At 47.4% G+C, this 24,627-nt stretch carries 23 protein-coding genes and 1 other RNA gene; 15 read left to right on the top strand and 9 right to left on the bottom strand.

What is annotated here, in order from left to right:
- Window positions 1–128 precede the first annotated feature (128 nt).
- From AB432_RS11400 to AB432_RS11415, 4 genes are all read left to right on the top strand, one after another.
- Window positions 129–1,349: a metal-dependent hydrolase family protein gene (locus tag AB432_RS11400; protein WP_048032374.1), complete on the top strand. Its 1,221-nt coding sequence runs from the start codon at window positions 129–131 to the stop codon at window positions 1,347–1,349.
- 150 nt (window positions 1,350–1,499) lie between these two features.
- Entirely contained in the window at window positions 1,500–1,841 is a 342-nt protein-coding gene (locus tag AB432_RS11405; RefSeq protein WP_048032375.1) for a LysM peptidoglycan-binding domain-containing protein, read from the top strand.
- A gap of 99 nt (window positions 1,842–1,940) precedes the next feature.
- Window positions 1,941–2,129, top strand: coding sequence for a hypothetical protein (locus AB432_RS11410; protein ID WP_007724315.1), 189 nt, complete (start codon window positions 1,941–1,943; stop codon window positions 2,127–2,129).
- Window positions 2,130–2,311: 182 nt separating this feature from the next.
- Complete coding sequence (locus AB432_RS11415) at window positions 2,312–3,721, top strand: MDR family MFS transporter (protein WP_053079569.1); 1,410 nt, start codon at window positions 2,312–2,314, stop codon at window positions 3,719–3,721.
- Between the two features lie 2 nt (window positions 3,722–3,723).
- On the opposite strand, the gene AB432_RS11420 is transcribed toward AB432_RS11415, so the two are convergent.
- Together AB432_RS11420 and yfkAB are read right to left on the bottom strand one after the other, a co-directional pair.
- Window positions 3,724–3,978: an alpha/beta-type small acid-soluble spore protein gene (locus tag AB432_RS11420; RefSeq protein WP_048032376.1), complete on the bottom strand. Its 255-nt coding sequence runs from the start codon at window positions 3,976–3,978 to the stop codon at window positions 3,724–3,726.
- 32 nt (window positions 3,979–4,010) lie between these two features.
- Window positions 4,011–5,126 carry a radical SAM/CxCxxxxC motif protein YfkAB gene (gene yfkAB / locus AB432_RS11425; RefSeq protein WP_048032377.1) on the bottom strand — a complete coding sequence of 372 codons (1,116 nt, stop codon included), beginning with the start codon at window positions 5,124–5,126 and terminating at the stop codon, window positions 4,011–4,013.
- 76 nt (window positions 5,127–5,202) lie between these two features.
- Here yfkAB and AB432_RS11430 point away from each other — a divergent pair, with 76 nt between their 5' ends.
- A complete protein-coding gene (locus AB432_RS11430; RefSeq protein ID WP_048032378.1) occupies window positions 5,203–5,886 on the top strand; it encodes a DUF1385 domain-containing protein in 684 nt (227 codons plus the stop codon).
- A gap of 162 nt (window positions 5,887–6,048) precedes the next feature.
- Complete coding sequence (locus tag AB432_RS11435; RefSeq protein ID WP_048032379.1) at window positions 6,049–6,768, top strand: class I SAM-dependent methyltransferase; 720 nt, start codon at window positions 6,049–6,051, stop codon at window positions 6,766–6,768.
- Window positions 6,769–6,822: 54 nt separating this feature from the next.
- Here the strand turns inward: AB432_RS11435 and AB432_RS11440 are convergent, their stop codons facing one another.
- Together AB432_RS11440 and AB432_RS11445 are read right to left on the bottom strand one after the other, a co-directional pair.
- Complete coding sequence (locus AB432_RS11440) at window positions 6,823–7,356, bottom strand: gamma carbonic anhydrase (RefSeq protein ID WP_048032380.1); 534 nt, start codon at window positions 7,354–7,356, stop codon at window positions 6,823–6,825.
- A gap of 13 nt (window positions 7,357–7,369) precedes the next feature.
- Complete coding sequence (locus AB432_RS11445) at window positions 7,370–7,678, bottom strand: iron-sulfur cluster biosynthesis family protein (protein WP_048032381.1); 309 nt, start codon at window positions 7,676–7,678, stop codon at window positions 7,370–7,372.
- A gap of 116 nt (window positions 7,679–7,794) precedes the next feature.
- On the opposite strand from AB432_RS11445, the gene rnpB reads away from it, so the two are divergent.
- An RNA gene (gene rnpB, locus AB432_RS11450) (RNase P RNA component class B) lies at window positions 7,795–8,184 on the top strand.
- A gap of 247 nt (window positions 8,185–8,431) precedes the next feature.
- On the opposite strand, the gene AB432_RS11455 is transcribed toward rnpB, so the two are convergent.
- Both AB432_RS11455 and AB432_RS11465 read right to left on the bottom strand, forming a co-directional pair.
- Window positions 8,432–9,472 (bottom strand): NADH:flavin oxidoreductase, encoded by a 1,041-nt coding sequence (locus AB432_RS11455; protein ID WP_048032383.1) that lies wholly within the window; start codon window positions 9,470–9,472, stop codon window positions 8,432–8,434.
- Window positions 9,473–9,951: 479 nt separating this feature from the next.
- Window positions 9,952–10,545: a TetR/AcrR family transcriptional regulator gene (locus AB432_RS11465; RefSeq protein WP_048032385.1), complete on the bottom strand. Its 594-nt coding sequence runs from the start codon at window positions 10,543–10,545 to the stop codon at window positions 9,952–9,954.
- On the opposite strand from AB432_RS11465, the gene AB432_RS30495 reads away from it, so the two are divergent.
- The 7 genes from AB432_RS30495 to AB432_RS11495 all read left to right on the top strand — a co-directional run bounded on the left by AB432_RS30495 (window position 10,504) and on the right by AB432_RS11495 (window position 19,698).
- Window positions 10,504–10,986 carry a hypothetical protein gene (locus AB432_RS30495; protein WP_162630240.1) on the top strand — a complete coding sequence of 161 codons (483 nt, stop codon included), beginning with the start codon at window positions 10,504–10,506 and terminating at the stop codon, window positions 10,984–10,986. The genes AB432_RS11465 and AB432_RS30495 overlap by 42 nt on opposite strands.
- Before the next feature lie 14 nt (window positions 10,987–11,000).
- Window positions 11,001–13,337 (top strand): S-layer homology domain-containing protein, encoded by a 2,337-nt coding sequence (locus AB432_RS11470; RefSeq protein WP_048032386.1) that lies wholly within the window; start codon window positions 11,001–11,003, stop codon window positions 13,335–13,337.
- Between the two features lie 165 nt (window positions 13,338–13,502).
- A complete protein-coding gene (locus AB432_RS11475; RefSeq protein WP_048032387.1) occupies window positions 13,503–15,017 on the top strand; it encodes a monooxygenase in 1,515 nt (504 codons plus the stop codon).
- A 93-nt stretch (window positions 15,018–15,110) separates the two neighbouring features.
- Window positions 15,111–15,596: a MarR family transcriptional regulator gene (locus AB432_RS11480; RefSeq protein ID WP_048032388.1), complete on the top strand. Its 486-nt coding sequence runs from the start codon at window positions 15,111–15,113 to the stop codon at window positions 15,594–15,596.
- A 153-nt stretch (window positions 15,597–15,749) separates the two neighbouring features.
- Entirely contained in the window at window positions 15,750–16,343 is a 594-nt protein-coding gene (locus AB432_RS11485; RefSeq protein WP_048032389.1) for a TetR/AcrR family transcriptional regulator, read from the top strand.
- A gap of 43 nt (window positions 16,344–16,386) precedes the next feature.
- Window positions 16,387–17,562 carry a DUF418 domain-containing protein gene (locus tag AB432_RS11490; protein ID WP_048032390.1) on the top strand — a complete coding sequence of 392 codons (1,176 nt, stop codon included), beginning with the start codon at window positions 16,387–16,389 and terminating at the stop codon, window positions 17,560–17,562.
- A 93-nt stretch (window positions 17,563–17,655) separates the two neighbouring features.
- A complete protein-coding gene (locus tag AB432_RS11495) occupies window positions 17,656–19,698 on the top strand; it encodes a molybdopterin-containing oxidoreductase family protein (RefSeq protein WP_048032391.1) in 2,043 nt (680 codons plus the stop codon).
- Window positions 19,699–19,825: 127 nt separating this feature from the next.
- On the opposite strand, the gene AB432_RS11500 is transcribed toward AB432_RS11495, so the two are convergent.
- A complete protein-coding gene (locus tag AB432_RS11500) occupies window positions 19,826–20,581 on the bottom strand; it encodes an alpha/beta fold hydrolase (RefSeq protein WP_048032392.1) in 756 nt (251 codons plus the stop codon).
- A gap of 146 nt (window positions 20,582–20,727) precedes the next feature.
- Entirely contained in the window at window positions 20,728–21,909 is a 1,182-nt protein-coding gene (locus AB432_RS11505) for a NupC/NupG family nucleoside CNT transporter (protein ID WP_048032393.1), read from the bottom strand.
- A gap of 207 nt (window positions 21,910–22,116) precedes the next feature.
- Here AB432_RS11505 and AB432_RS11510 point away from each other — a divergent pair, with 207 nt between their 5' ends.
- Window positions 22,117–22,653, top strand: a complete 537-nt coding sequence (locus AB432_RS11510) for a DL-endopeptidase inhibitor IseA family protein (RefSeq protein WP_082195906.1) — start codon at window positions 22,117–22,119, stop codon at window positions 22,651–22,653.
- A gap of 56 nt (window positions 22,654–22,709) precedes the next feature.
- On the opposite strand, the gene asnB is transcribed toward AB432_RS11510, so the two are convergent.
- Entirely contained in the window at window positions 22,710–24,557 is a 1,848-nt protein-coding gene (asnB, locus tag AB432_RS11515) for an asparagine synthase (glutamine-hydrolyzing) (RefSeq protein ID WP_048032395.1), read from the bottom strand.
- Window positions 24,558–24,627: the final 70 nt, after the last annotated feature.

Genomic DNA, 24,627 nt, shown 5'->3' on the forward strand with positions numbered 1-24,627 from the left:
TGCCGGAGGCTTTTTTTTTCAAACTAGGCGGGAGAGGAGAAGGAAATAGTTGGATAGATGATGAACTTTCGAGGAACTAACCACGATTGCGGACAGATGGATTTTCATTTTTGACAGGGGGGACAGGAATGAAATGGTTGATTGCTGATCGCGTCATTATCGGAGATGGAGAGCATGTAATCGAACAAGGCGCTGTCGGGATTGATGAGCGAGGAAAGATTGTAACAGTAGGGAAAGAATCGGAGCTTACAGATTCGATTTCGGAAGGAGAGGTAAAGCGGTACAGCGGATGCTCCATTTTGCCAGGTTTGATCGATTTACATGTTCACATCGGGTATTGGTGGAGCAAACCAGACTCGGCTGAGTATCGCAACAACGATGGACTCGTGGCTTTACTTGCGACAGCGAACTTGAAAGAGGCACTTTCTTTGGGGGTCACGACGATCCGTGATGTTGCAGCACCGGATGGATTGTGCAGTACACTGAAGCTGGCAGCCAAGAACAAGTTCATTGTTTCCCCTCGTCTTTTTCAGGTAAACCAGGGGATTATTATGACCGGGGGGCACGGCTGGCAATTAGAGGGTGCCCTGCGAGAAGCAAATGGTCCGTGGGAAGTACGCACAGCCGTGCGTGAACAAGTGAGGGCAGGGGCAGACTGGATCAAGCTCATGACGAGCCATCGGACACCAACGCCGGAGTTTACACAAGAGGAGCTGGATGCGGCGGTTGATGAATCGCATCGCTTGGGACGGAAATGCTGTGTGCATGCCTCGCTCCAACCCGCGATACAGATGGCGATTGATGCGGGATTTGATACGATCGAGCACGCGACGTTTATGACCGTTGAACAGGCAGAGCAGATGAAAGAAAAAGGATTGGTATGGGTACCGACCATGGTCACCTTCTTCCAGATTGCTGATTATTACAAGCATATTTGGAATGAACAGCAACAGGCGAATCAAGGCATATTGAGCGAAGGGCTTATGGAGCAGGGAGCCTTTTTCATCGAATCGGAAAAGGCGTACCGGGAGAACTTTGCACGATTGATAAATACAGGTGTAAAGATCGCTACGGGTACGGATATCGTATTGGAAGGCTATCCGATTACGCCTGTGGCAGAGGAGATCAAGCTGATGGTGGAGCTGGGGATGGAGCCAATTCGGGCGATCCAGGCTGCTACTCAAAACGCTGCTGAGGTGCTGGACCAAGGGAGTAAGATCGGTACGCTAGCGCCGGGTTATTTTGCAGATCTGCTTGTGGTAAAAGGGGACCCTTTACAAGAGATAGAGGCATTGAAGCAAGTAGAGGAAGTGTTTCTTGAGGGTGTGACTGTCTATTCAAAGTGCTGATGGGGCTGAGCCTTGCTCTTTCAGGTTTGTAACGGCGTTTGTACTGGGTGTTTGACTATTCTTTGCCAAAATGGGTATTGGTTTATTGCGCGTGTACCAGGGCGGGCATAGGTTAATAACGAATGATCACAGAAAAAAGGAGTGAGATTCGTGAACTATGTAGTCCGTTCGGGAGATACGCTGAACAGCATTGCGGCTCGTTTTGGTGTATCCGTTCAGGAATTGATCCGCGTGAATAATATTGCCTATCCCTATTACATTTACGTTGGTCAAAATTTGTACATCCCGATTACTCCGACACCAGCTCCTGGTGGAGATGTCGAGCGTCGCTTGAATCGACTGGAGAATCGAGTAGATGCGCTTCGCGAAGACTATCGCAGGCTGGATAATCGGGTAGATCGGTTGGAGAACCGTGTCACTCGTCTGGAGCGGGCCATTACGCCGACACAACCTCCACGCCCACGGCCAACTGGCACGCCTCGTCCACGCTAAGCTGCTGGATAGAGGGCCGAATAATTTTCCACACTTCGCCATTTCCTCTTCGCCTGATCCTGCATAAAGTGATACGAGAGGATTAAGAGGAGGTGCGCCATGCTAGGGTTAAATGGAAAAAACGTCCGACACCATTTCATGGGCGTCTATGGAAAAGTGGTACAGATTCGGGAACTGGTGGATGTGATTGACCAAGTTTTTGACTCTGTAAACAAAGTGGGCGACATAGGAAAGGCGATGCTTGGACCTCGTAAGGCAAGTGCCAAAAAGCTCGATAAGTTGAGATGAATGGCAAAACAAAAAAACCGCGTCCGTAAAGGAGGCGGTTTTTATTTATAGTTTATTCATGGTTCTTAGGGGCAGACTCTATCATCAGAATAACTCATCAGAAAGAAAAAGTCTACTCTTTTTCCGGAAATTCCCTTATATTTTTGGAGCTGTTATCAACTGACTTCAAAAAGGGGAGTGCGATGGAGATGGAAAAGGAAAAGCGCCGCGTGGGGTTAATTACGGGTGGAGTGCTGATGGGGTTAGTCTTGTCAGCGTTGGATCAGACGATTGTCTCAACAGCCATGCCGACAATCACGAAAGAACTGGGAGGTCTATCTCTTTATAGCTGGGTGTTCGCTATTTATATGCTCACATCGACCACGAGCATGCCCATTTATGGGAAAATGGCGGACTTGTTTGGACCGAGAAAAATGTATTTGATCGGGTTGTTTCTGTTTCTCTTAGGATCTCTCCTGTGCGGCATGGCGAATTCCATGACGAGTCTGATTACAGCGAGAGGAGTTCAAGGTTTGGGCGCTGGGGCATTAATGCCGGTTGCATTCATCATTGTAGGTGAACTGTATCCACCCGAAAAGAGAGGCAAACTTCAAGGCCTTTTCGGAGCTGTCTTTGCCATGACGAGTATACTCGGTCCCTCGTTGGGAGGAATTCTTGTGGAGCTTTTGCCATGGGGATGGATTTTCTTTATCAACCTTCCCATCGGTATCGCTGCCTTTTTGATCATTGCTCTAGCCTTTCGTGATCTGCGGCACTACGAAAAGAAGCCAGTGATTGATTGGTATGGGGCGATTAGTTTGAGTGCAGCCATCATTCTCATCCTACTGTCCCTTGTCATGGAGGAGACGGAATACAAGATTGGGTTAGGGGGAGCGGGTATTCTACTTATCGGCTTGTTCATCTGGATTGAAACCAAAGCAAAGGAGCCCCTGCTTCCGCTGTCCCTATTTCGCATTCCGGCCATTGGATATGGCAATCTCGTAGGATTCTTTGTGAGTGCTGCTTTGTTCGGTGCAATCGCATATATCCCTCTGTTCGTCCAAGGAGTATATGGTGCGAGCCCCTCAGAAGCTGGATTCCTTTTAGTGCCACTCATGCTGTCCGCAGCGATTTCTTCGACGGTTGGGGGAAGATGGATGGCAAAAGCTTCATTTCGGGCGATTCTGATTCCCAGCTTACTCATCATGGCGACAGGCTTTTTCCTTCTAAGCACGATTGATGTAGAGACAACCAACACACAGCTCGCAAGCTACATGATTGTCACAGGTCTAGGCATGGGGGCAATCTATCCAGCACTCGGTACAGCAGCACACTGCGCCGTTAAACCGCAAGATCGGGGCGTTGCCATGTCGACATCGCAATTATTTCGTTCCCTTGGGGGGACGATTGGAATTAGTGTGTTTGGGACCATCGTAGAATGGCAGATGCGGGTAGGAATGGTGTTTAGTGACGCTTTGCACGGCGTCTTTATTACTGGATTGATTCTAATTGGAATCAGCCTGATGGCCAGTGTCCTACTCGGCAATATTCGATTGCTCGACAAAGACCCCCGCTATTCGCATCCATCGAATAACGGGGGTCCCAAACAATAGGATTACGGTTTTTTATTCATGCCTTCCATGGCCATCCGTACCATCTCTCTGACCATACTGCCGCCCAAGCGTCCTCCGATTCGACCAGCATCGTGAGAGGTTAACTGTCCATTGTAGCCGTGCTGCAACGGAACATGAATTTCTTCTGCGACCTCGAATTTGGCCTGAGCGGGATCAGCAACGTGTGCAACCTGTGCTTTGAGCGCGTCCAGTCCTTTTCTCGCCTCGGGGACGAGAGGGCGTTTGCGTCTGCTCATGGTAGATCACCTCACGCCCTAGTGTGCCCCGATTAGACGAGTGCTTTGCGCAGAGTAAAATCAGTTTCCTGATAGTAAGTATTAGCAACGAGCAGATTAGGTCCTGCACATCCAGCAGCAGGGCAGAAGCAATTGATCTTCTGATTCAGCGTGTGTTCTTGCCATTTTTCAAACATCGCCTGGAGCTGATCAGTTTGAATATTGCCCAATGGCTCTACATCTCCGAAATCGGTCACGATGACATCGCCGGTGAAAATGTTGATGTTAAGACGATTGCGACCATCTGGATCATTGCGAGTCGTCACATTTTTCGCAGAGCGCAGTCTGCTGATCAATTCCCTGTCTGCTGCTTCAGGACTGCAAGCGAAAAACGGAAGCGTCCCGAAAAGCATCCACAAATCTTCATTGCGTACATCGAGCATCCGATGAATGGCTTGACGGAGCTCATCGAGTGAAAGGACATCCAGATCACGGGCAAAATCACTCGCATACATCGGGTGTACCTCATGGCGCTTGCTGCCCATCTCCTGAATCTGACGGTGGAGCGTATCGAGCTTTGTCCATGTGCGATGATTCAGCATTGTCTCGGCTGAGACAAATACACCTGCTTCTGAAAGCTTTCGCGCATTTTCCATCATCTCTTGAAATTGTGCTTCCGCTCTTTTGATTGAAACCGGCTGCCGTGCTTTTGCGTAAACAATATCATGGAATTCTTCAGGAGTAGACCAGTTCCACGAAATATGCATGACGTCGATGTAAGGCAGGATCAACTCATACCGAGAAAACGGCATGGACATGTTGGAGTTGATTTGCGTCCGCAGCCCACGATCTGCTGCATATTGTAGAATAGGCGCGATCACAGTTTTCACGGTGCGCTCGCTGTACATCGGTTCTCCGCCTGTTATACTGATAGTAAGTAGATCTTTTGCTTCATCGAGACGACGAAGTATGAGATCGACAGGGAGAGCGGGATCGTCTTTGTATCGCAATGTATCACCAACCGCGCAATGCTCACAGCGGAGATTGCACAGATTCGTTACAGTAAACTCGACGCTGGTAAGTTTATAGGCGGGGGGTGTCGCATTGAACAACGGCTCCCATGGATCGTGTAAAGGTGTTAATGGTGTAGTTGGAACCATGCGGATCAATTGTGGAAACCTCCTTCATTCTGCGTACAACAACCTATTATAACGACATTAGGGCGGAAGGAGAATAGCTAACGAGATGATTATGGGGATGTCATTTGGACGCGGTGTGCTTTTTCATGATCGAAATGTGCTGGCATGCGCGGAAGTAAAAGACGGCGTGATTCATATGTGGGCGGAAAAAATCACATTGAAAACGATAGGGAAGCTCTGGTATCGAATATTTTTCTCCTTTCCGTGGTACTATCAATTGTTTCATCTCCTGCTCGCTAGTTATGTACTGGCAGCGATCGTGAAGCCTGATTGGGCCATCCTCGATCCAATGTGGGTAGCTGTATACATCGCGGGCTTTCACTTCGTTTTTCCGAAAATGATGAAAAAATTTCACGGCGCGGAACATAAAGTGTTTAGCTATGGGGGTAAGAAGTCGCTAGCAGCATTGAAAGAGATTCAACGGGCAAATATCGTGAATGACGGCTGCTCGACGAATCTGGTCGTGTGGTTTTTTACGGGGTTCATTTTATCTGTATTCTTTTTACCCTTGGAATGGAGCGTCGCATGCGGGGTAGCTGGATTGCTTGTTGGCATGCTCGGGGATCGCTACGTGCGCAAATATTTCGGCTTTCTTTACAAGCTGTCGGCTTTCTTTCAAAAATACAGCACGACCAAAGAACCGGATCGGCTCCACTTAGAGACAGCGATCCGCTCGTATATGCTGTTTGAACACATTCGCGAGGTAGATCGATTGCAGAATGCTTCGTAAGGTAAAGCGGTGTTTCCATTATGGATACGCCGCTTTTTTTGTTCCATGCACAGGTTAGTTGCGTCATTGAATCCTGAAAAGTATTTTGGTAATATTTGCTCAATTCTTTCCTTTTCCTTTGAAAAGGATCGAGGAATATGAGATGAGGAGAGCTGAGACGAGATGAGAAAAGAACAGGATGCAGGGGTGTACGAGCAAGTGGGAGTGGCTATGACATGCCGTTCCTATCAAGAGTATGTGGATATGTTTTCGCTCACGGAGGAAATCTTGACGAAGGGACCGATCTTGGATGTCGGGGCAGGAGCGTCCTCCTTTACAGCAGAGGCATGTCAACAAGGACGAGAGGCAATCGCAGTCGATCCGCTTTACGAAATGAAGCCTGAAGAGATTGATACGAAGGGGAAGCGAGAGATCGAGGAATCGACACAAAAGCTGGCTGGAATTGCACATACACTTCTTTGGGAATATTACGGCTCGCTTGGTCAGCATCAGCAAAATAGAGAAAGGTCACTGAAGAAATTCATTGCCGCGTATCGTGCCGATGAAGGCATCGGTAAAAGATACGTCTCAGGCTTGCTGCCGGAATTGCCTTTTGCAAACGATCAATTTTCACTGGTGCTTGGCAGTCATTTTTTGTTTTTGTACCACCAACAGTTCGATGAGCAATTTCACCTGGACGCGATCAATGAATTACTTCGTGTTTGTCAGCCTGGTGGTCAAATCAGACTCTATCCGTTAATCGGATTGGATCGTAAGCCATATAGCAAGCTGCCACAGCTCATGGAAGAAATACAACGGTTCGGCCACACTTCCAGTCTGCAACCGACGAGCTTCCGGTTTTTAGTGGGCGCAACGCATTATTTAGAAATTCGCAAATCATAAAAAACAGGGAGGATAGAAGGGGCATAGGCGCCCTCTACCTCCCTGTTCTTTTTCCTACTCCCGTTCTAGCGGGGTTTCTTCCAGTTGGCGATACATCTTTCCTTTATCTACATACGATTGGCGAATGCGTACGAATTCCTTCAAGTCTGCCTCATTAAGTTCGCGTTTTACTTTGGCTGGATTGCCGACAACAAGCGAGCGAGGTGGTACCTTCATGCCTGGAGGAACAAGTGCACCCGCCGCAACCATCGCTTCTTCCCCGATTTCCGCACGATCCAACACAATCGCGCCCATTCCGATCAATGCACCGCGTCGTACCACGCAGCTATGTAAAACGGCATTATGTCCAACGGTCACCTCGTCTTCGAGGATCAACGGGTTGTTGGGGCTTTGATGCAGGGTGCTATTGTCTTGCACGCTGACACGTTTGCCAATGATGGTCGGAGCGATGTCCCCGCGGATCACGGTGTTGTACCAAATAGAAGAATCCTCGCCGATTTCGACATCGCCAGAAACGACGGAGCCTTTTGCCAGGAAAACAGTAGGGTGAATCTTTGGTTTGATGTTTTCAAATGATAAGAGCAGCATAGTAACCTCCTAATCAATGTGTAAGCGAGCAATCTGTTTGCATCGGGCGCGGATGGAAAATAGAGAAGCGGCCAGTTGCAGGGTCGCAGTCGATGACGGTTCCGGAAAGCTTGTCTATCTCATGCGTTTGATAAAAGAAATGAATCCCACCTATATTTTGGGCAATATCGTGTTTGTCCGCTTCCGTAATGGCGATGCTATATGAATAGCTGCCACAACCCGTCGTAGTCGGGACGAGTCTGATTCCGAGCTGTTCAGCATCCGATTCTTCCGCGATCATTTGTGCAAGACGTACTGCCGCAGTTGGAGTAATGGTTATCATCGTTATACCTCCTCGTAGCCATTTCTATTGTACTACAAATGGACCTTCCAAATCCTGCTTGTTGACCATGCAGGAGGCATGTGATAGAGTAAATGTTACTGATTCTGATGTGCAGGAAATGTGGGTAGTCGCTGCCGCAATCGTTTTAACGATTGGTGGTAGAGGAAAGTCCAGGCTCGCCCAGGCTGAGATGCCTGGAGTGTTCGTACCTGGTGCAAGCCAGGGCAGTGAGGTGCTGAGCCTTGCTGACGGCGTGGAAAGGGCTCTCTCTGAGGCCCGAGTACGCTGAAAGTGCCACAGAAACGTAGCTTTTCTGGCGACAGAAAAGATGGAACGCGGTAAACCCTGCGAGCGAGAAACCCAAATTAGGTAGGGGAACCGTCCTGAAGGAATCAAACGGAAAGGACGGATGGTATCTTCGGATGCCATAGATAGATGGCTACCGCTCTTGGTGCGAGGGATTGCCCCGCTTGAAGCACGGGAGAGACAGAACCTGGCTTATAGCATTTCCTGCTGGAATGAAACGTAAAACCACCTGAGGTTCAGGTGGTTTTTTTACGTTCTGCGACATATCTGTCTAGTGATAATAAAAATGAAATAGCGGCGGCCTGGGCTTGAAATAAAAAGTCCTAAACTGCCTTTGTCTTCCTGTGTGAAGCGGGAGCTGATACTTGATTCCCGAACGTTTTCGTGAGTTGAATGTCGGTGCCATAACGCAAAAACACCGGGTAAACTCCGGTGTTTTTGCGGAACTTAATACAAAGTTTTCACTGCTTCGGCCGTAAAGGGGAGCAACTCGTCGAGTCGGCCGTCGCGAATCTTGCTTGCCCATGCGGGATCGGCCAATAATGCCCTACCTATAGCCACTAGATCGAATTCTCCACGCTCCAGCCTTTCGATCAGCCCGTCGATATTGGTGATATTTGAGCCCTTACCTTCTGTAAAGAAACTCATAAATTCAGTTTCCAGGCCGACCGATCCGACCGTAATCGTCGGTTTTCCCGTCAACTTTTTGACCCATCCGGCCAGATTCAAATCGGAGCCTTCGAACTCGTGCTCCCAGAAACGGCGGGTGGAGCAGTGGAACACATCGACGCCAGCCCCGGTTAACGGCTCCAAGAGCTGCTCCAGTTCAGCTGGCGTTGCCGCCAATTTCGCCGTATAGTCGCCCGACTTCCATTGTGAGATACGAAGGACGATCGGGAAGTCCGGACCGACAGCACGGCGGCAAGCTTCGATGACTTCTACTGCAAAGCGGGTGCGCTTCACAATGTCGCCGCCATAACGATCGGTGCGCTGGTTCGTTTTCTCCCAGAAAAATTGGTCGATCAAATATCCGTGGGCTCCGTGAAGCTCGATGCCGTCGAAGCCAAGCCGTTTGGCATTAGCTGCCGCTTGAGCGAATGCCTGAACGATGGCGGCGATCTCCGTTTCCGTATAATTGTCAACTTGGCCACGGGCTCCCATATGCCAAATCTGCGGGATGATCCGTCCGCCCGCCACGTGAACCTCAGACAACACGTTCGCCCAACCGTTTAATGCGGCTTCGCCATAGAAATGCGGTATATTTGGTTGATTGGACGAATCCGGATGATCGATAATTGTGCCTTCTGTCACGATGAGGCCGATGCCGTTCTCCGCCCTGCGGCGGTAATAGGCCGCCACATCAGGGCCGGGCACGCCTTCCGGAGAGAATTGACGAGTCATCGGCGCCATCACGATGCGATTGGATAGCTGAAGATTTCCGATTGAGAACGATTGGAATAAGGATTGAACGGATTGCGAATATGTCATAAGAACCTCCTTTAGTTTTTTTCTTGACTATCGAGTCAAGAATATAACAAAAAAATGAGCCTTCATGGCGTAAAAAAGCTACATCTTTGATTTTCCCCAGTTGCTCCTTTATAATTCCTAAGCCCCACCTCCTTTATCGCATTGTTGACTATGTAGTCAATAACATCGCAAAAAAAAGCATCCCACTCTGAATCAAACGTCTCGCCCGCCTGGACGGGAGATGTTCGAGCAATCTCGGCTCTGCGGATCATAGCCGAAATCGACCGAGACATGCTCCCGCCTCCCACTCCACTTTTGAGCATTCTAACGGACGCACCAAGCAGCATTTATCACGAAAAAAGGGCAACTGAGTCCATTAGAAGTGAGAAGGGGCGAAATTGCCGCCGAAAACGGATACGGTATCCGTTAGTCACGGCGCTCCAGTAATGCAATCGCTTTTTAACCCGCACCCCGCAGCTTTCGGCTCGGATGGCCTGACTCTAGCGAGCGTTCTCCGAAATCATCAGCGCAAATGACGTACGCAAAACCGTTGCGATCTGCTCCCGGGAAGCGCCCGACTTCTCCATGACCTTCGCCCCGCTAAGCACGTTGTTCAAGTAAACCGCCAGCTCCTTGCTGGACTGTCGTGCAGAAATGAGCCCTTGCTTCTGGCCGTCGCGAATGATCTTTTCGAGAATACGTTCGACCTGATCAAACATCAGCATTACTTCGCGGTTGACTTCCGGGTCGTCATCTCCGAATTCCAATGCGGAATTGACCATGAGACATCCCCGGCGCAATGTTTCATCGTTCTGATACAGCGTAGAGTCGCAGATAGCCTCCAGCTTCTTCAATGGCGACACCTCCTGAGAGGCTAGCTCTTCCAGCATGGCTATGCTCCGTTCGCGATACAGTGCCAACGCCTTTAGGAACAAATCCCGCTTGTCCTTGAACACACAATACAAGCTTTGCTTTTTCACTTGCGTCGTGCGAGTCAAATCGTCATAGGAAGTCGACTTGAAGCCTTTCGCCCAGAACACTTCCATGGACTGTTGAAGCGCACGATCAACATCAAATTCTCTTGGTCTACTCATAAGCGCATCTTATCAATTGTTGACCGTGAAGTCAACAATTTGACTCGGTTACGACGTTTGCCGTTTGCCGTTTGGCGTAACGCCAACGTGCCCTCATGTCTGCTGCTGCAAACGGGATTGAAATTGGGCGTTTCGGACACTGAACGGATTTGTTCTGGTCGTCGTGAGCAAGATTTTATTGCAGTTGACGGTCGACCCTTCCAGTTGCGGTTCTGTTCAGAAGCAATTGGGTATCGACTTAAGGTTGTTCAATCAAGACTCGGGTGGTTTGAAGAACAGTGGAATGATTTACCGCGAACAAGCTTTGAAACTTTTTCGGAAGTCTTGTCGTCTAAAAAGAGCATTCGGCCGAAGAAAACAGTTCTACTGTGGACTATTCCATCATTTCTTCAAATGGGAGAGTTTGCTGGAGAGAATGAACTGATAACACTGTTACATTGATGGAGGGGTTTATTTTGCAAAAAGCAAAGAATCGAGCAAGCAGGGATTTCAAAAAATTAGTAGCGACAGCGGTTCTGGCAGGATCGCTTGCATTGCCGGGTACCGGATGGGCCGCTACGGCACTGCCATTCTCCGACATTGGAGGAAACGTAAATAAAGACGCGATTCTGAAATTGAATTATGCCGGTGTATTAAAAGGATATACCGATGGCACTTTCAAACCGTATAAAGAAGTGACGAGAGCAGAGTTCGCCAAAGTAGCTGTGCTGGCACTCGGGTACACAGATGCGCAAGCAAAGTTACTGCAAGGAAAGACCGTATTTAAAGATCTGCCAACAGATCACTGGGCAACAGGATACATTAATCTTGCGGTATCCCAGGGCATCATCAAGGGATATCCAGATGGAACCTTCAAACCGAACAACAATGTGAAAATTGCGGAAGCGTTGACTGTTTACGTTCAGGGCTTGAAGATTGACGTTCGTCCATCAGCCTCAAGCGAGTGGTACATACCGTACTTGCTAGAAGCCGACAGAGCAGGTATCTACGATGCAAAAGAAACACCGACAGCAGCAGCTCCGCGTGATATCGTCGCGAAGTATACCGATCGCTTTATGGAAACGCCTGTATACGCAAATGGCGCATACTACGACAAAAATGGCAATGCAAAAGGAACCAATCAGAAGCTGCCAGTAGTGAAGGGCACAGTTGCTTCGTATGACAAGTCTGGCAAAAAGCTGAAACTAGTCGGACAAAACAAAGAAATCGAACTGGCTGATTCCGCGCAAGTATACGGCAATCTGGTCGTAGGTGCGCAAGTAGAATACATGACGAAAAACGACCGTGTGTCTTTCCTCACCGTTGTTACTTCTGACTCCGAAATTGTCGAAGGAATCGTGAAGACTGGTCTTAATTTTACAACGGCTGTAGGCGACGAAAAGAAATTCAAGGCAATCGTCAATGGAAGAGAAGTCGTTTTGGAAGTAGAAGATGGCGTAAATGTAAGCCGTTCTCATATCGGCCAAAAGTTTGTGGCAGTCGTTGGCGATAATGGCAAGATCAAGTCCATCACGATTAGCGACAACACGACAAAAGGAATTGTGGAAAAAGTATCTTCCGTGAGCGGTTCTAACTCGAAGAAAGAGCTGAGAGTAGACGGCACGACCTATACTCTGGATTCCAAAGCAACGGTCAAAGGCAAGGCGCATCCAGAGGCGAAAGCAACAAGTGCTTCGTTCTCTGACATCGAAAAAGATGACTTGGTCGAGCTGACACTCAACGTGGACGGCAAAGTATCTGAGCTTGTTTACACGAAGCTGAGCTTCACAGATACGATCACCGTGGATACAGACAAAAACTTGATTCGCGTTGGCGGCGTCAGTTACGAGGTGCATGAAGATACAGAGTTGTTCGTAGACGAAGACGAAGTAGATGAGCTGGATGAGTTGGCGAGCGGCCAAATTGCAGTGCTTACGTTTGACAAAAATGGAAATCTGATCAAAGTAGAGCAGGGTGTAGGTGCAGCTACGAACAAGCTGGTCTCGGACACAACCGCGTATGCAGCAGGAAAACTGGCAACTGTGAAAATCGACGGGAAAACCTACGATATCTTGACCAACGCGAAGCTGACTGTCGATGGCAGCTCCGTATCACCAACGACGGTTAAAACTGATCAGTTTAATGACCACCGCATCCTTACGTGGAAATACAACGTCGGCACGAATGACATTGTGGAGCTGACTTTGGAAAAGCAAACCGTAAAAGGATACGTGACGAAAAAATCCGGTTCCAAAATTACTGTGAACGGGAAAGTGTATGAGCTCTTGTCAGGCGTCACGATTGACAGCGATGCAGCATCCAACGACAAAGAGTACACGCTGACACTCAACAACGCTGGTAAAGTAAAGGCCGTTACAGGTGCGCCTAAGAAAGTAAGCGGCGTGGTTGACGCTGTTGAGGTTCGTAACGATGACGGCAAGGTGACTTCCGCGAAAGTAGAGGTTAACGGCAAGACATACGATGTAACGGATGAGGATGCGATTGAAGACGTCGATCAATTTGAGTACGTGACATTGACCCTTGATCGTGATGGTGATGTCATTGCTGCTTCCATCAGTGGAAAGCTGGCGAAGGAAAACGTGAGTTTCGTCGGAATTGAATCCCGCGTGAACAAAGATAAATACGTATTCTTCAATGACGTATCGACGAGCTTGAAGATGACAGAAGACGCGAAGATCAAATACTACAACGGTAATGACTTGAAAGAAAGCGATCTTTCCTCTAAGGACAAAGTGGATTTGTGGACAAATGATCAAGGTCATGTTTATGTTATTGTCGTAGCCAAACGATAAGAATATAGAAAAAGGCGATCTCTTGCTCGATTCGAGAAGGGGTCGCCTTTTTTCATTTGTTGGCATAGTCTTTAAAAAGTGTTTCATTGAAAATCGTTTTCAATGAAAAGAAGAAGTGATATATTAATATTGTTTCGCGCAAAACAAAAAGAGGGAGTGGTTTCGATGCAGGTTGATTATGAAGTGATTATTGTTGGGGGTGGACCAGTTGGCATGATGGTGGCTGGAGAGCTGGCGTTGGCTAAAGTGAAGGTGTGCCTGCTTGAGCGCTTAAAGGAAACAACCCCGTTTTCACGGGCGCTCACTGTACATCCGCGCACACTGGAAATCCTGGATTTGCGCGGGCTAAAAGCCAAATTACTTGATAGAGGTAAGCCGATTAAGACAGGGCATTTTGCTGCGCTTGATACACGCTTGGATTTTTCTGTCTTAGATTCTTCGTCCAACTACACACTGATTATTCCCCAACATGAAACAGAGAAGATACTAGAGGAGTGGGCAAAAAGTCTGGGGGTGGAAATACGCAGGGAAGTGGAAGTAATGGCCGTACACCAAGATCAGCACGGGGTTGAGGTTGAGGCTGTCGGGCCGAATGGAAAGGCTGTGCTGACGGCACGCTATGTGGTCGGTGCAGATGGCGCTGCCAGTATTGTCCGCAAGCAGGCAGGCATTCCGTTTGTCGGTAAGAATGCGACTTTTACGGCTATGCAAGGGGATGTTGTTTTAAAAAATCCGCCCGAATCGGGAGCTCCTTCCTACTTTAATGAACAAGGTTTGGTCATGATTGTGCCCTTGCCAAAAGGGATGCATCGGGTGGTGCTGATCGATCCGGAGCGAATGGCCATACCAAAAGAAGAACCAGTTTCACTGGAGGAACTGCGGGCTAGCTTGCTGCGCATTCTTGGAGACGATTTTGGAATTTCCGATCCGTTTTGGATGACTCGTTTTGGTAATTCGACCTTGCAAGCTCAGCGTTATCGGGAAGGACGGATTTTCCTGGCGGGAGATGCGGCGCATATTCATTTTCCAGCCGGAGGACAGGGGATGAACGTTGGCTTGCAAGAGGCAATCAACCTGGGTTGGAAGCTGGCGGCCCATTTAAAAGGCTGGGCACCGGATTGGCTGTTGGACAGCTATCATACGGAGCGTTCCCCCATCACTACCGCATTGCTAACGAATACACAGGTGCAATCGCTTCTGTTCGGTAGTTCGGAATTCTCCCCATCCGTCATAGCTTTGAGGAATATGGTGTCCGACCTGCTGCAAATACCCGAGGCAAATTATCTGCTGGCTACCCAAATCTCTGCGTTCAATGTCGAGTATGAACCGGATGGGGAGACGCAGCCGCATGTATTGAACGGTCGACGTTTTACAGAGTTGAATCTGCGTCTGGAGAACGGTGAGTGTCAGAATGCATATGAGCTTTTTCATTCTGGTTCATTCCTCTTGCTACATTTCGACTCGGATGAACGATTAGGCGATGCTCTCGATTGGTCGAAATACAAGCATGTCCATGTAGTTCGCGCTTCGCTTGCTAAGGGAGCTACTGATTGGCATGACGTGCATACAGCGTTGATTCGACCGGATGGATATGTCGCATGGGCGGTTTCTCAGGCGGAGTCTAATCCGATGGAAGCGATTCGGAAAGGAATCTCCCACTGGTGCGGACATATTGATTGAAACAAGATTGTTTTGTGAAAAACAAAATGAAATTGTTTTCCTCGAAACAATCAGTATATAATGGAGAGGAGATGGTTATCTAGGAGACATGATATGCAAAGCACAGAACTTTCCAAGCAGAGGATCATGCAGCTTTACATACAGCTAGTCACGCAGCAAGAGCGGCGAGAAAGCAAATTGACTGCGCGAATGGCAGAAGAGATGCAGAAGCTGGAATCCGAGATGGGGATGAAGCTAAACCTTACCCTATCCGAAATTCATTTCATTGCCTGTATCGGGGATTATGGTCCGATCAATGTCACCACGATTTCGGAAAAAGTCAACTTAACGAAAGGGTCCATTACCCGGATCAGCAAAAAGTTATGGAAGCTTGATTTAATTAAAAGGCAACAACTGATTGATAATAAGAAAGAAGTGTACTATCGGCTAACTGCAAAGGGACAAAAGCTGCATAAGATTCATCACCAGATGCATCAGGATATTGAACAGCGATTTAAGAGCTTTCTGGATAAATACACACCGGAGCAATTAGCATTTTCACGCGAACTGATGGAGGACTTACTGGATTGGGATTTCTAAAATCGTAGACAAAGGGGGCGCCATCACAGTGATGGGGCCCTTTTCATTGTCTCGGGATGTTCTTGACAAATGAAATCATACTACATACAATTTGACTGACCGATCAAATTTTTGGTTAATTGATCAAAAATGACCCACAGGAGTGTAGTAGCAATGACTGATTCTTTTATTGCAGAGGCTAGAAGAGAGCAGATTGTACTTGCTTGTATTGATACATTGGAAGAGGTTGGCTATCACAACTTAAGCTTAACGAAGGTAGCAAAGAGAGCCAGGATTAGCACAGGGCTTATCTCTTATCACTTTCATGACAAGCTTGATCTCATGAATCATACCTTACTGTTTCTGGTAGCGAAGCAACTTGATTTTATTCGTGGGAACGTTGGGTTATCGCAGTCCGCAACGAAAAAACTGGAAGCTTTTATAGAGGCACATCTGGCTTATCAAGAAACCCATTATAAACATACGATTGCCTTGATTGAGATTGTGTTTACGGCTCGTAATGAAAATGGGGTGCCTTATTACAGAATGGAAGACGAACAGGAAGAGGACGGACTTAGAAAGATGTTAGTGGATATTCTCGAGGAAGGCCAACAGAATGGGGAATTTACTTCATCTTTTCAAACGGATATAGTCGCATCCATTATTATCGGGGCGATCGAAGAAAGAATGCTTAAAGTGAATTCATCTATACCCATGGAGCAATACGCCGTTGAGCTCGTAAAAATGGTGAAGAAGCTCATTGTTTAACGATACCGTTGAACTTTTGTCAACAAACACAGGAGAGGATCGTATGTCTGTTTTACCTCATATGAAAACGGCGGAGACAAAAAAACGTGCCGTTTCATTAGATCTTGCCAGGGGCGCTATGTTACTACTTATTGCTCTCGCGCATGCCCCGCTGTATCTGTACGCTTTGGAACCCGGGATCGTTCACAGGATGGAAAGTCAGAATTTCTTTGATCAGGTTGTGAATCTTTTTGGCATGTTCATCATTGATAACAGAGCGAGAGCGATGTTTGCTGTTTTATTCGGTTATGGTTTGGTACTGGCTTTTGATAGTCAAATGGCGAAAGGAAAAAGAGAAAAAGAAGCCTTACAGGTGGTCCGGAGGCGTTCCTGGTATTTGATAGTATTTGGAGCCGTTTTAGTGGTGATCATTGGCGGTCAAGATATTTTAATGGCCTACGGGGTAGCTGGACTTCTCGTCAGTTGGCTGTTAACACATGAAATCAAGACGCTGATCCGAACCTTTATTGGTATCACGTTATTGTATATCATCGCAAATCCGATAATGTGGGGCTTCACGATGGAATCCATCGGAGATTATGGGTTTCCTCCAGAGGTGTTAGCTACAGACACCTATCTTAGCACGCTGATACTTAGTTTGACTTATTTTCCGTTTATCCCTATTTTTATTCATGGTATGTTCCCGATTCTTCCTTCTGTTTTGCTGGGTATGTGGATTGCCAACTATCAATTATTAACCAAGCCAGAGCAACAGTTACGAACACTTACTTTCCTAACAACGATGGGCTTAGCTGTTTCTATACTAGGAGCATTGCCTTTAAGCTTTATTGGGAACATATGGAGCCCGAGCTTTTTTCTCGCTGGTTTCGTTTATGGATTCCACATTTTAACCGGAATTGCTGGAGGATTAGCTTATGCGGCTTTCTTTGGAATCATTGGGGCAAAGGTAAAAAAAGCGGGGCCTGTCCTTCAGTCGATTATGGCTTTAGGAAAACGTTCTTTAACCTTCTTTGTATGGAATGAGGCGATGCTTGTTCTTTTCTTGTCACCAGTAGCACTTGATTTAGGGGGACGCGTTAGTAACGGAATGGCTGCTTTGATTGCCGTGGGTATATGGAGTCTTTCACTGCTATTGGCTACGATTTTAGAAAAATATAAGCTGAACGGACCATTGGAATTCGTAATGAGACGAATGGTACATAAAAATAAAAATACGTAACTTCTCGTTGCAGCAGGGGTAGTGCCTTCTTTTTTCAATCGATTATAATAGCGTATAAAAGCTAGTTACTGTTATGAGAAAGAGGGAACCTCCATGACTTATACAACCCAGGAAAACGGTGTTTTTCCAGCAGTCTGTTCACTTGATTGCCCGGACCAATGTGGATTGCTCCTTCATAAACAGGCGGGGAAAATCGTCAAAATTGAAGGGGACCCGAACCATCCGGTGACGAAGGGGAATATTTGCAACAAAGTCCGGAACATGACAGAGCGCATTTACGATCCCAAGCGACTCACGCATCCGTTGAAGCGTATTGGCAAAAAAGGGAGCGGGGAGTTCGTTCAAATCAGTTGGGAGGAAGCCATCACTACCATAACCGAACGCTGGCGTGCCTTGATCGACTCAGATGGTCCCGAGAGCATTTTGCCTTACAGCTTTTACGGAAACATGGGGCGGATTAGTGTGGAAGGAATGGATCGCCGTTTTTTCTATCGTATGGGGGCCAGTCAGCTTGACCGAACGATATGCAACAGTGCAGGGGCTGTAGGGTACAGCTACACGATGGGCGGAGCCTTTGGAACAGATCCGGAAGACACCGTTCATTCCAAGCTGTTTATCATGTGGGGGATCAATACGGTTAGCACGAACATGCATCAAGTGGTGTTTGCGGAACAGGCTCGAAAAAATGGGGCGAAGATCGTCGTGATTGATGTCCATAAAAATCAGACGGGTCGATGGGCTGATTGGTTTATCCCGATTTTACCTGGAACAGACACGGCTTTGGCATTGGGCATCATGCATGTGCTTTTTGCTGAAAACTTGGTAGATTCAGCCTTTATGGAAAAGTATACAGTAGGACATGAAGAGCTCAAGGAGCATGTACGCACCTACGATCCTGCTACTGTATCTGCCATAACGGGTGTCCCTGTCGATGATATTTACAAATTGGCGAGAATGTATGGCAACACATCTCCTTCCTTTATTCGCATTGGAAATGGCATTCAGCATCACGACAATGGCGGAATGTGTGTAAGGACGATTGCTTGTCTTCCGGCCCTGACAGGGCAGTGGCTCGTTAAAGGCGGTGGGGCCAATAAAGGGAATAAAGGTTTCTTGGAGCACAATAAGCTTGCTGTGCAGCGACCAGATTTGCTGGACAATAAACAGACGAGAGTCATCAATATGAATGAACTTGGAAAAGCGTTGCTCGATACAGAACCGCCGGTCAAATCGCTCTTCGTCTATACGAGCAATCCAGCCATTGTTGCACCGGATGGAAACAAAGTTCGGGAAGGCTTGGCGAGAGAGGACTTGTTCACGGTCGTACACGACTTATTTTTGACGGAGACGGCTCTCTATGCCGATATCGTTTTGCCAGCGACGTCTTCTTATGAAAATACGGATTTTTACACGTCCTATTGGCATCATTACATTCAACTCCAGCAACCAGTGATCGCCCCATTTGGAGAGAGCAAGTCCAACACGGAAGTTTTCCGTTTGCTGGCTGCTGCCATGGGATATGACGAACCTGTTTTTCAAGACAGTGATGCAGAGATGGTCAGACAGGCGTTGGAGGGGCACGGCAATCCTCATCTGGAAGGAATCACGTATGAAACTTTGGTCGAAAAACAATATGCCAAAGCCAATCTGGAACCTTTCTTTTTGGAACACCTGCCCACCCCAAGTGGTAAAATTGAGCTTTTCTCGCAAGCAATGGCAAAACGAGGGCTGCCCCCATTACCAACGTACACGCCATTGGTGAATGATGGGGATTTCCCGTATTTATTTGTCCCGGGGCCCAATCACAATTATTTGAACTCCACGTTCTCGAATAATGAAAAACATCAGAAGATGGAAAAAATACCACGTTTGCATATGAATGTGGCAGATGCGTCTGTATCAGGCATAAGTGACGGAGATACGGTCCGCATATGGAATGAGCGGGGAGAATGCGAGCTGGTTGTATCGATAGGAGAAAATGTTTTACCGGGAGTGGTGGTCAGTCAAGGCTTGTGGGCTGATGCTCCTCACTCAAAGCATCATGTAAATGCGCTGACCCCGGATCGCATCGCGGACATGGGGGGAGGAGCTACCTTTTTTTCCGGACGTGTCGATGTAGAAAAGGTCATACTATAAAAATCAGCGAGTGTCTCGATTGTAGCCGGACACTCGCTGGTTACTTTTATTACCCGAAAGGATAGCAAGGGTTATAGTGAGGGAGTTGTCCAATGATCATAGTTGCTGTAAAACTAATTCATCTTAATTATTTTTGAGCTTTACACAAAAGGAGCATGTCTTTAATGATATCTACGACAACATTTGGCTGATCAATATGAATGGCATGTCCAGCATTTTCAACGATGATATGCTTGCTGCGGGTTGATAATTTCGTAAGCTCTTTATGTAAGTGGACCCAAGCAGCCATAGATTCGGGATTATGATGAGGTTGTAATGTACCCGATACGACAATGAGTGGCTTGTTGCCAAGTGATTTAGAATTTCGAGCTTGTTCAAAGCTTTCTTCCATCTCTTGAATAGAACCTTCAAGAACAAACTGACTATAGTACGCTGCTTGAACTTCTTCAGAGAACAAAGGAACCATGACTTTATTTTGATCTTCATGACATGGATCTAATAAAATCACTCCGGCAACCTCTTCTGGGAATGTACTTGCATATAGTCGAACATTCAATCCTCCAAAAGAGTGCCCGACCAAAACGTAAGGGGGAGACACGTTTGCTTTCTGAAGCAAGCTTCTAAGATTCTCAATGATTTGCTGACTATGACGAGGTCTTTTATCACTTTCACTTTCCCCTATACCTGCTCGGTCATAAATGAACATCCTAGTATGCTTTGAAATGTCACCACCAATCGAACTCCAGTAGTTCAATGTACACCCATAACCAGAATCAAAAACCACCGTCGGAAAATCACGTATTTCACCAAAATATTTGAAACATAGTCTAACTCCACCGATGTCGAGCTTTTGACTCGGTTCATTTATTCCAATGTCACTCATTTTATCTCCTCCAAATATTTTTTTATTTGGTTCATTTCCACAAACCATGCAATCATCCTTTTTTTGTAATAGAACTTTAGCTATACCCTTTGCATACAAAAAAGTGTCCCTACTGCACATAGCAGAGGGACACTTTCTTATGTCACTTACAGGACGAAGCTGACGACGACACCAGACAAAAGACTAACCAGTGTGGCACCGAACAACAGCTTCAACCCAAAGCGAGCGACTACATTGGATTGTTTCTCATTCAGCCCTTTCACCGCACCAGCGATAATGCCGATGGAGGAGAAGTTCGCGAACGAAACGAGGAAGACAGAGAGAATTCCTACTGTACGTGGGCTCAGTTCAGATACGACTTTGCCCAGCTCGATCATGGCCACAAACTCGTTCGTTACGAGCTTCGTCGCCATGATACTACCAGCCGTCATCGCTTCCGCAAAAGGAATGCCCATCAGGATGGCAAAAGGAGCGAAGACGAAGCCAAGCATTTCTTGGAATGTCCAGCCGAAAATCATGCCGAACAAGCTATTCACAGCCGCGATCAAGGCAACAAAACCGAGCAGCATTGCGCCAACGACTACGGCTACCTTGAAGCCGTCCATGATGTACTCGACGAGCATTTCGAAAAAGGACTGCTTTTCATTGTTTTGAATCTCCAGTAAATCTTCTTCTTCGTTCACTGTATAAGGGTTGACGATCGATGCGATAATAAAGCCGCCAAACAAGTTCAAGAATAGGGCCGTGACAACGTATTTTGGCTCAATCATCGTCATGTACGCACCGACAATCGACATCGAAACAGTGGACATGGCTGACGCGCAAAGCGTATACAGACGGTGCTCCGGCAAGGAGCCGAGCTGCTTTTTCACAGTGATGAAGACTTCATTTTGGCCGACAATAGCAGAAGCGACAGCGTTGTAAGACTCCAGCTTACCCATGCCGTTAATTTTGCTCAGAACAAAGCCAATTGCCTTCATGATAATCGGTAAAATCTTGAAGTGCCGCAAAATACCGATGAGGACTGAAATGAAGACGATTGGGAGCAATACACCAAGGAAAAAGGACATTTGTCCGTCGTTTGCCAGATTGCCAAATACGAAATTGATCCCTTCCGCAGCAAAAGCAAGAAGCTTTTCAAACGATTTGGAAATGGCTGAAACGAATATAAACCCAAACTTGGTATGCAGAAGAAGAAAGGCAAGCAAAAATTGCAGAGCAATCATGACGATGATCGGTTTGTATTTGACCTGTTTACGTCCATTGCTCCCTAACAATGCTAACCCGATCACGATGAGTAAGCCAGCGATGGGAATGATGAAATTCATTACAACCTCCGAGAAATTAAATAGTACTAAACTTAAAGGGCAAAAAAACGCACTTCCCGACAGGAGAAGTGAAAGCGGTTTATATTCTATCATCTCGATAATATGATTGCAATTTATATGTATGTTCAGAATTGTTGTCCGTTACGTTTGAAACGCTGAAATCGGGCGTACTAGCATAAGCCCACCACCATACGGTTTATGGAGGAGGTGAAATCCTTGGATGAGTTGCAGAGGCTCAAGCAGTTTATCACATCAGCAGAGCATGTCTGGACTCAGATCGCGAATTCGCCGAGAGGAAAGCCTGTGTATACCGTAAACGGTGTGGATTACACGCCATTGCCCGAAAAATACAACACAAAACGAAAAATCTCCCGTATTTTCCGCCGGTATTGGGGGAAGCAATTGACGGAAGTGATGATTCGGAATCTCCATTTGCGGATGCTGAAAGGAAAGCTCTGTGTTCCTTATCGTGACATCCCACCTTTTCCTGCAACCGTGTTGTCGTTGCAGATAAAAGTGAATCAGCCGGATCATCGGACCGTGGCTGCGATACTGAGCGGGGGAGGGAAAAAAACAAGAGTCGACTACCGTTTGATCCGAGTCGGCGCAACCAAAACGTTCACGATCATGAAACGCTCAGGCGAGCAGTTTGATCTGAGATATCAATCTATTGCTACCATACCCCTCAACCCGAAGGCACAACCCGTACGTAGAACCAAGCAACGGGGAAGAACCAAAAAGTAACGAAAAGCTCCTCAATTCCCCCGAATCATAAGGGGCGAGGAGCTTTTGTAATGTCGTTAGGCACGAATGGAAACACGGTATTCCCGCAGCCAATAATCCAATTGGCCGAGATAGGCGAACAATTGGGGTGTACTCATGAGCTGACCGAAAAACGGAATGCTCGAAGCCTGTGCATCTGACTCGGCAATTTTTCGAATCGTTGGAACATCTACCAGTTGAAGCAGTGGAGAGGAAGAGTCGTTTAATATGTCCAGCAGCCAAGAGCGAACAGCTTCCGTATAGGCGGGATTATGTGTTTTCGGGTACGGGCTTTTCTTGCGATACAAAACCTCATCAGGCAAGATTCCTTCCATGGCTTTTCGCAAAATTCCTTTTTCCCGATTCCCATGCGTCTTCATATCCCATGGGATGTTCCAGACGTATTCCACGATGCGGTGGTCACAGAACGGGACGCGCGCTTCCAGACTGGCCGCCATACTCATTCGGTCTTTGCGATCCAACAGCGTGTTCATGAACCACGTTATATTCAAATAAAACATTTCCCGTCGGCGAGCTTCCATTGGATCTTCGCCTGGAAGATGTGGAACTTCATCGAGAGATTCCTCATATCGCATGGCAACGTATTCCTCGGGTTTGACCCAATCGCGAAGATCAGGGGATAGCCAGGAGGCACGTTGTTTCGTTGCTCTCGACCAGGGGAACGTCCCGGCATTCAGCAGTTCCTCGCGATGAAACCACGGGTACCCACCAAATACTTCATCGGCGCATTCTCCAGAGAGGACGACGGTCGTCTCTTTTTTAATTTCTCGGCAAAACAGGTAAAGGGACGCATCCACATCAGCCATCCCCGGCAAGTCGCGGGCGAGTGTCGCTGTTTTCAGGGATTCAATTAAATCGTCTGTGTCGAACTCAATCGTATGGTGCTGGGTTCCGAGAAACTTTGTAACGAGCTGCACATATGGTTCATCCTCATTCGGTTGAAAAGTACTTGCCTTGAAATGTTTTCGGTTGTCTACGTAATCAATGGAGTAGCTGTGCAGGGTTCCGCGGCCTGTTTTTTGAAAATGATCTGCCGCAATCGCTGTTATAATGCTCGAGTCTAACCCGCCTGATAAGAGGGTCGAAACGGGAACATCCGCAACCAATTGGCGTTCAATCGAATCTGTGACTAACTCCCTGACACGTTCTGCTGTCGTCTCCAGGTCATCTGTATGTGGGTGGCTTTCGAGCTGCCAGTAGCGTTTTTGCATGACACCATCACGCGTCACCAACAGATAAGCGCCGGGCCGAACCTCATGTACGTTGTGAAAAACACCATGGCCAGGCGTACGAGCGGGACTGATTCCGAAAACCTCCGCCAAGCCTTCACGAGAGAGCTCTGGTTTGACATCGGGGTGAGCGAGCAAGGCTTTGAGCTCGGAGGCAAACAGAAAGGAACTGCCTCTTTGTGCATAAAACAACGGCTTAACCCCCATACGGTCACGGCCGACAAACAATCTTTGTTCGCGTTCGTCCCAGATCGCAAAAGCAAAGATGCCGTTTAGCTTTGACAGACAATCTGGCCCCCACTCCAAATACGTGTGCAAAAGTACCTCCGTATCCGAGTGAGATTGAAAGGTATGTCCGCAAGCAAGCAGTTCTGCTCGCAAATCCTCGGTATTATACAATTCACCATTGTAAATCATGGTGCAGGCATGTTCGTTTTTGAGAGCCGACATAGGCTGCTGTCCGCCAGCAGGGTCTACGACCACAAGGCGACGATGACCGAGGGCCGCACGAGGAGTCAGCCAAAAGCCTTCTGCATCAGGGCCTCGATCCTTGAGGCATTGGGTCATTTTTTGCAGCACATCACGTTCACCAGATAAGTCCTTTTCCCAATCAATCCATCCTACAATTCCACACATGATATGATCACCCTTCTCCTGAAGCATTGCACACACAGCGTATGCAATCAGCCTAGCGAGGTTGTCTGTC

The organism is Brevibacillus brevis, assembly GCF_001039275.2.
Lineage (GTDB): Bacteria > Bacillota > Bacilli > Brevibacillales > Brevibacillaceae > Brevibacillus > Brevibacillus brevis_C.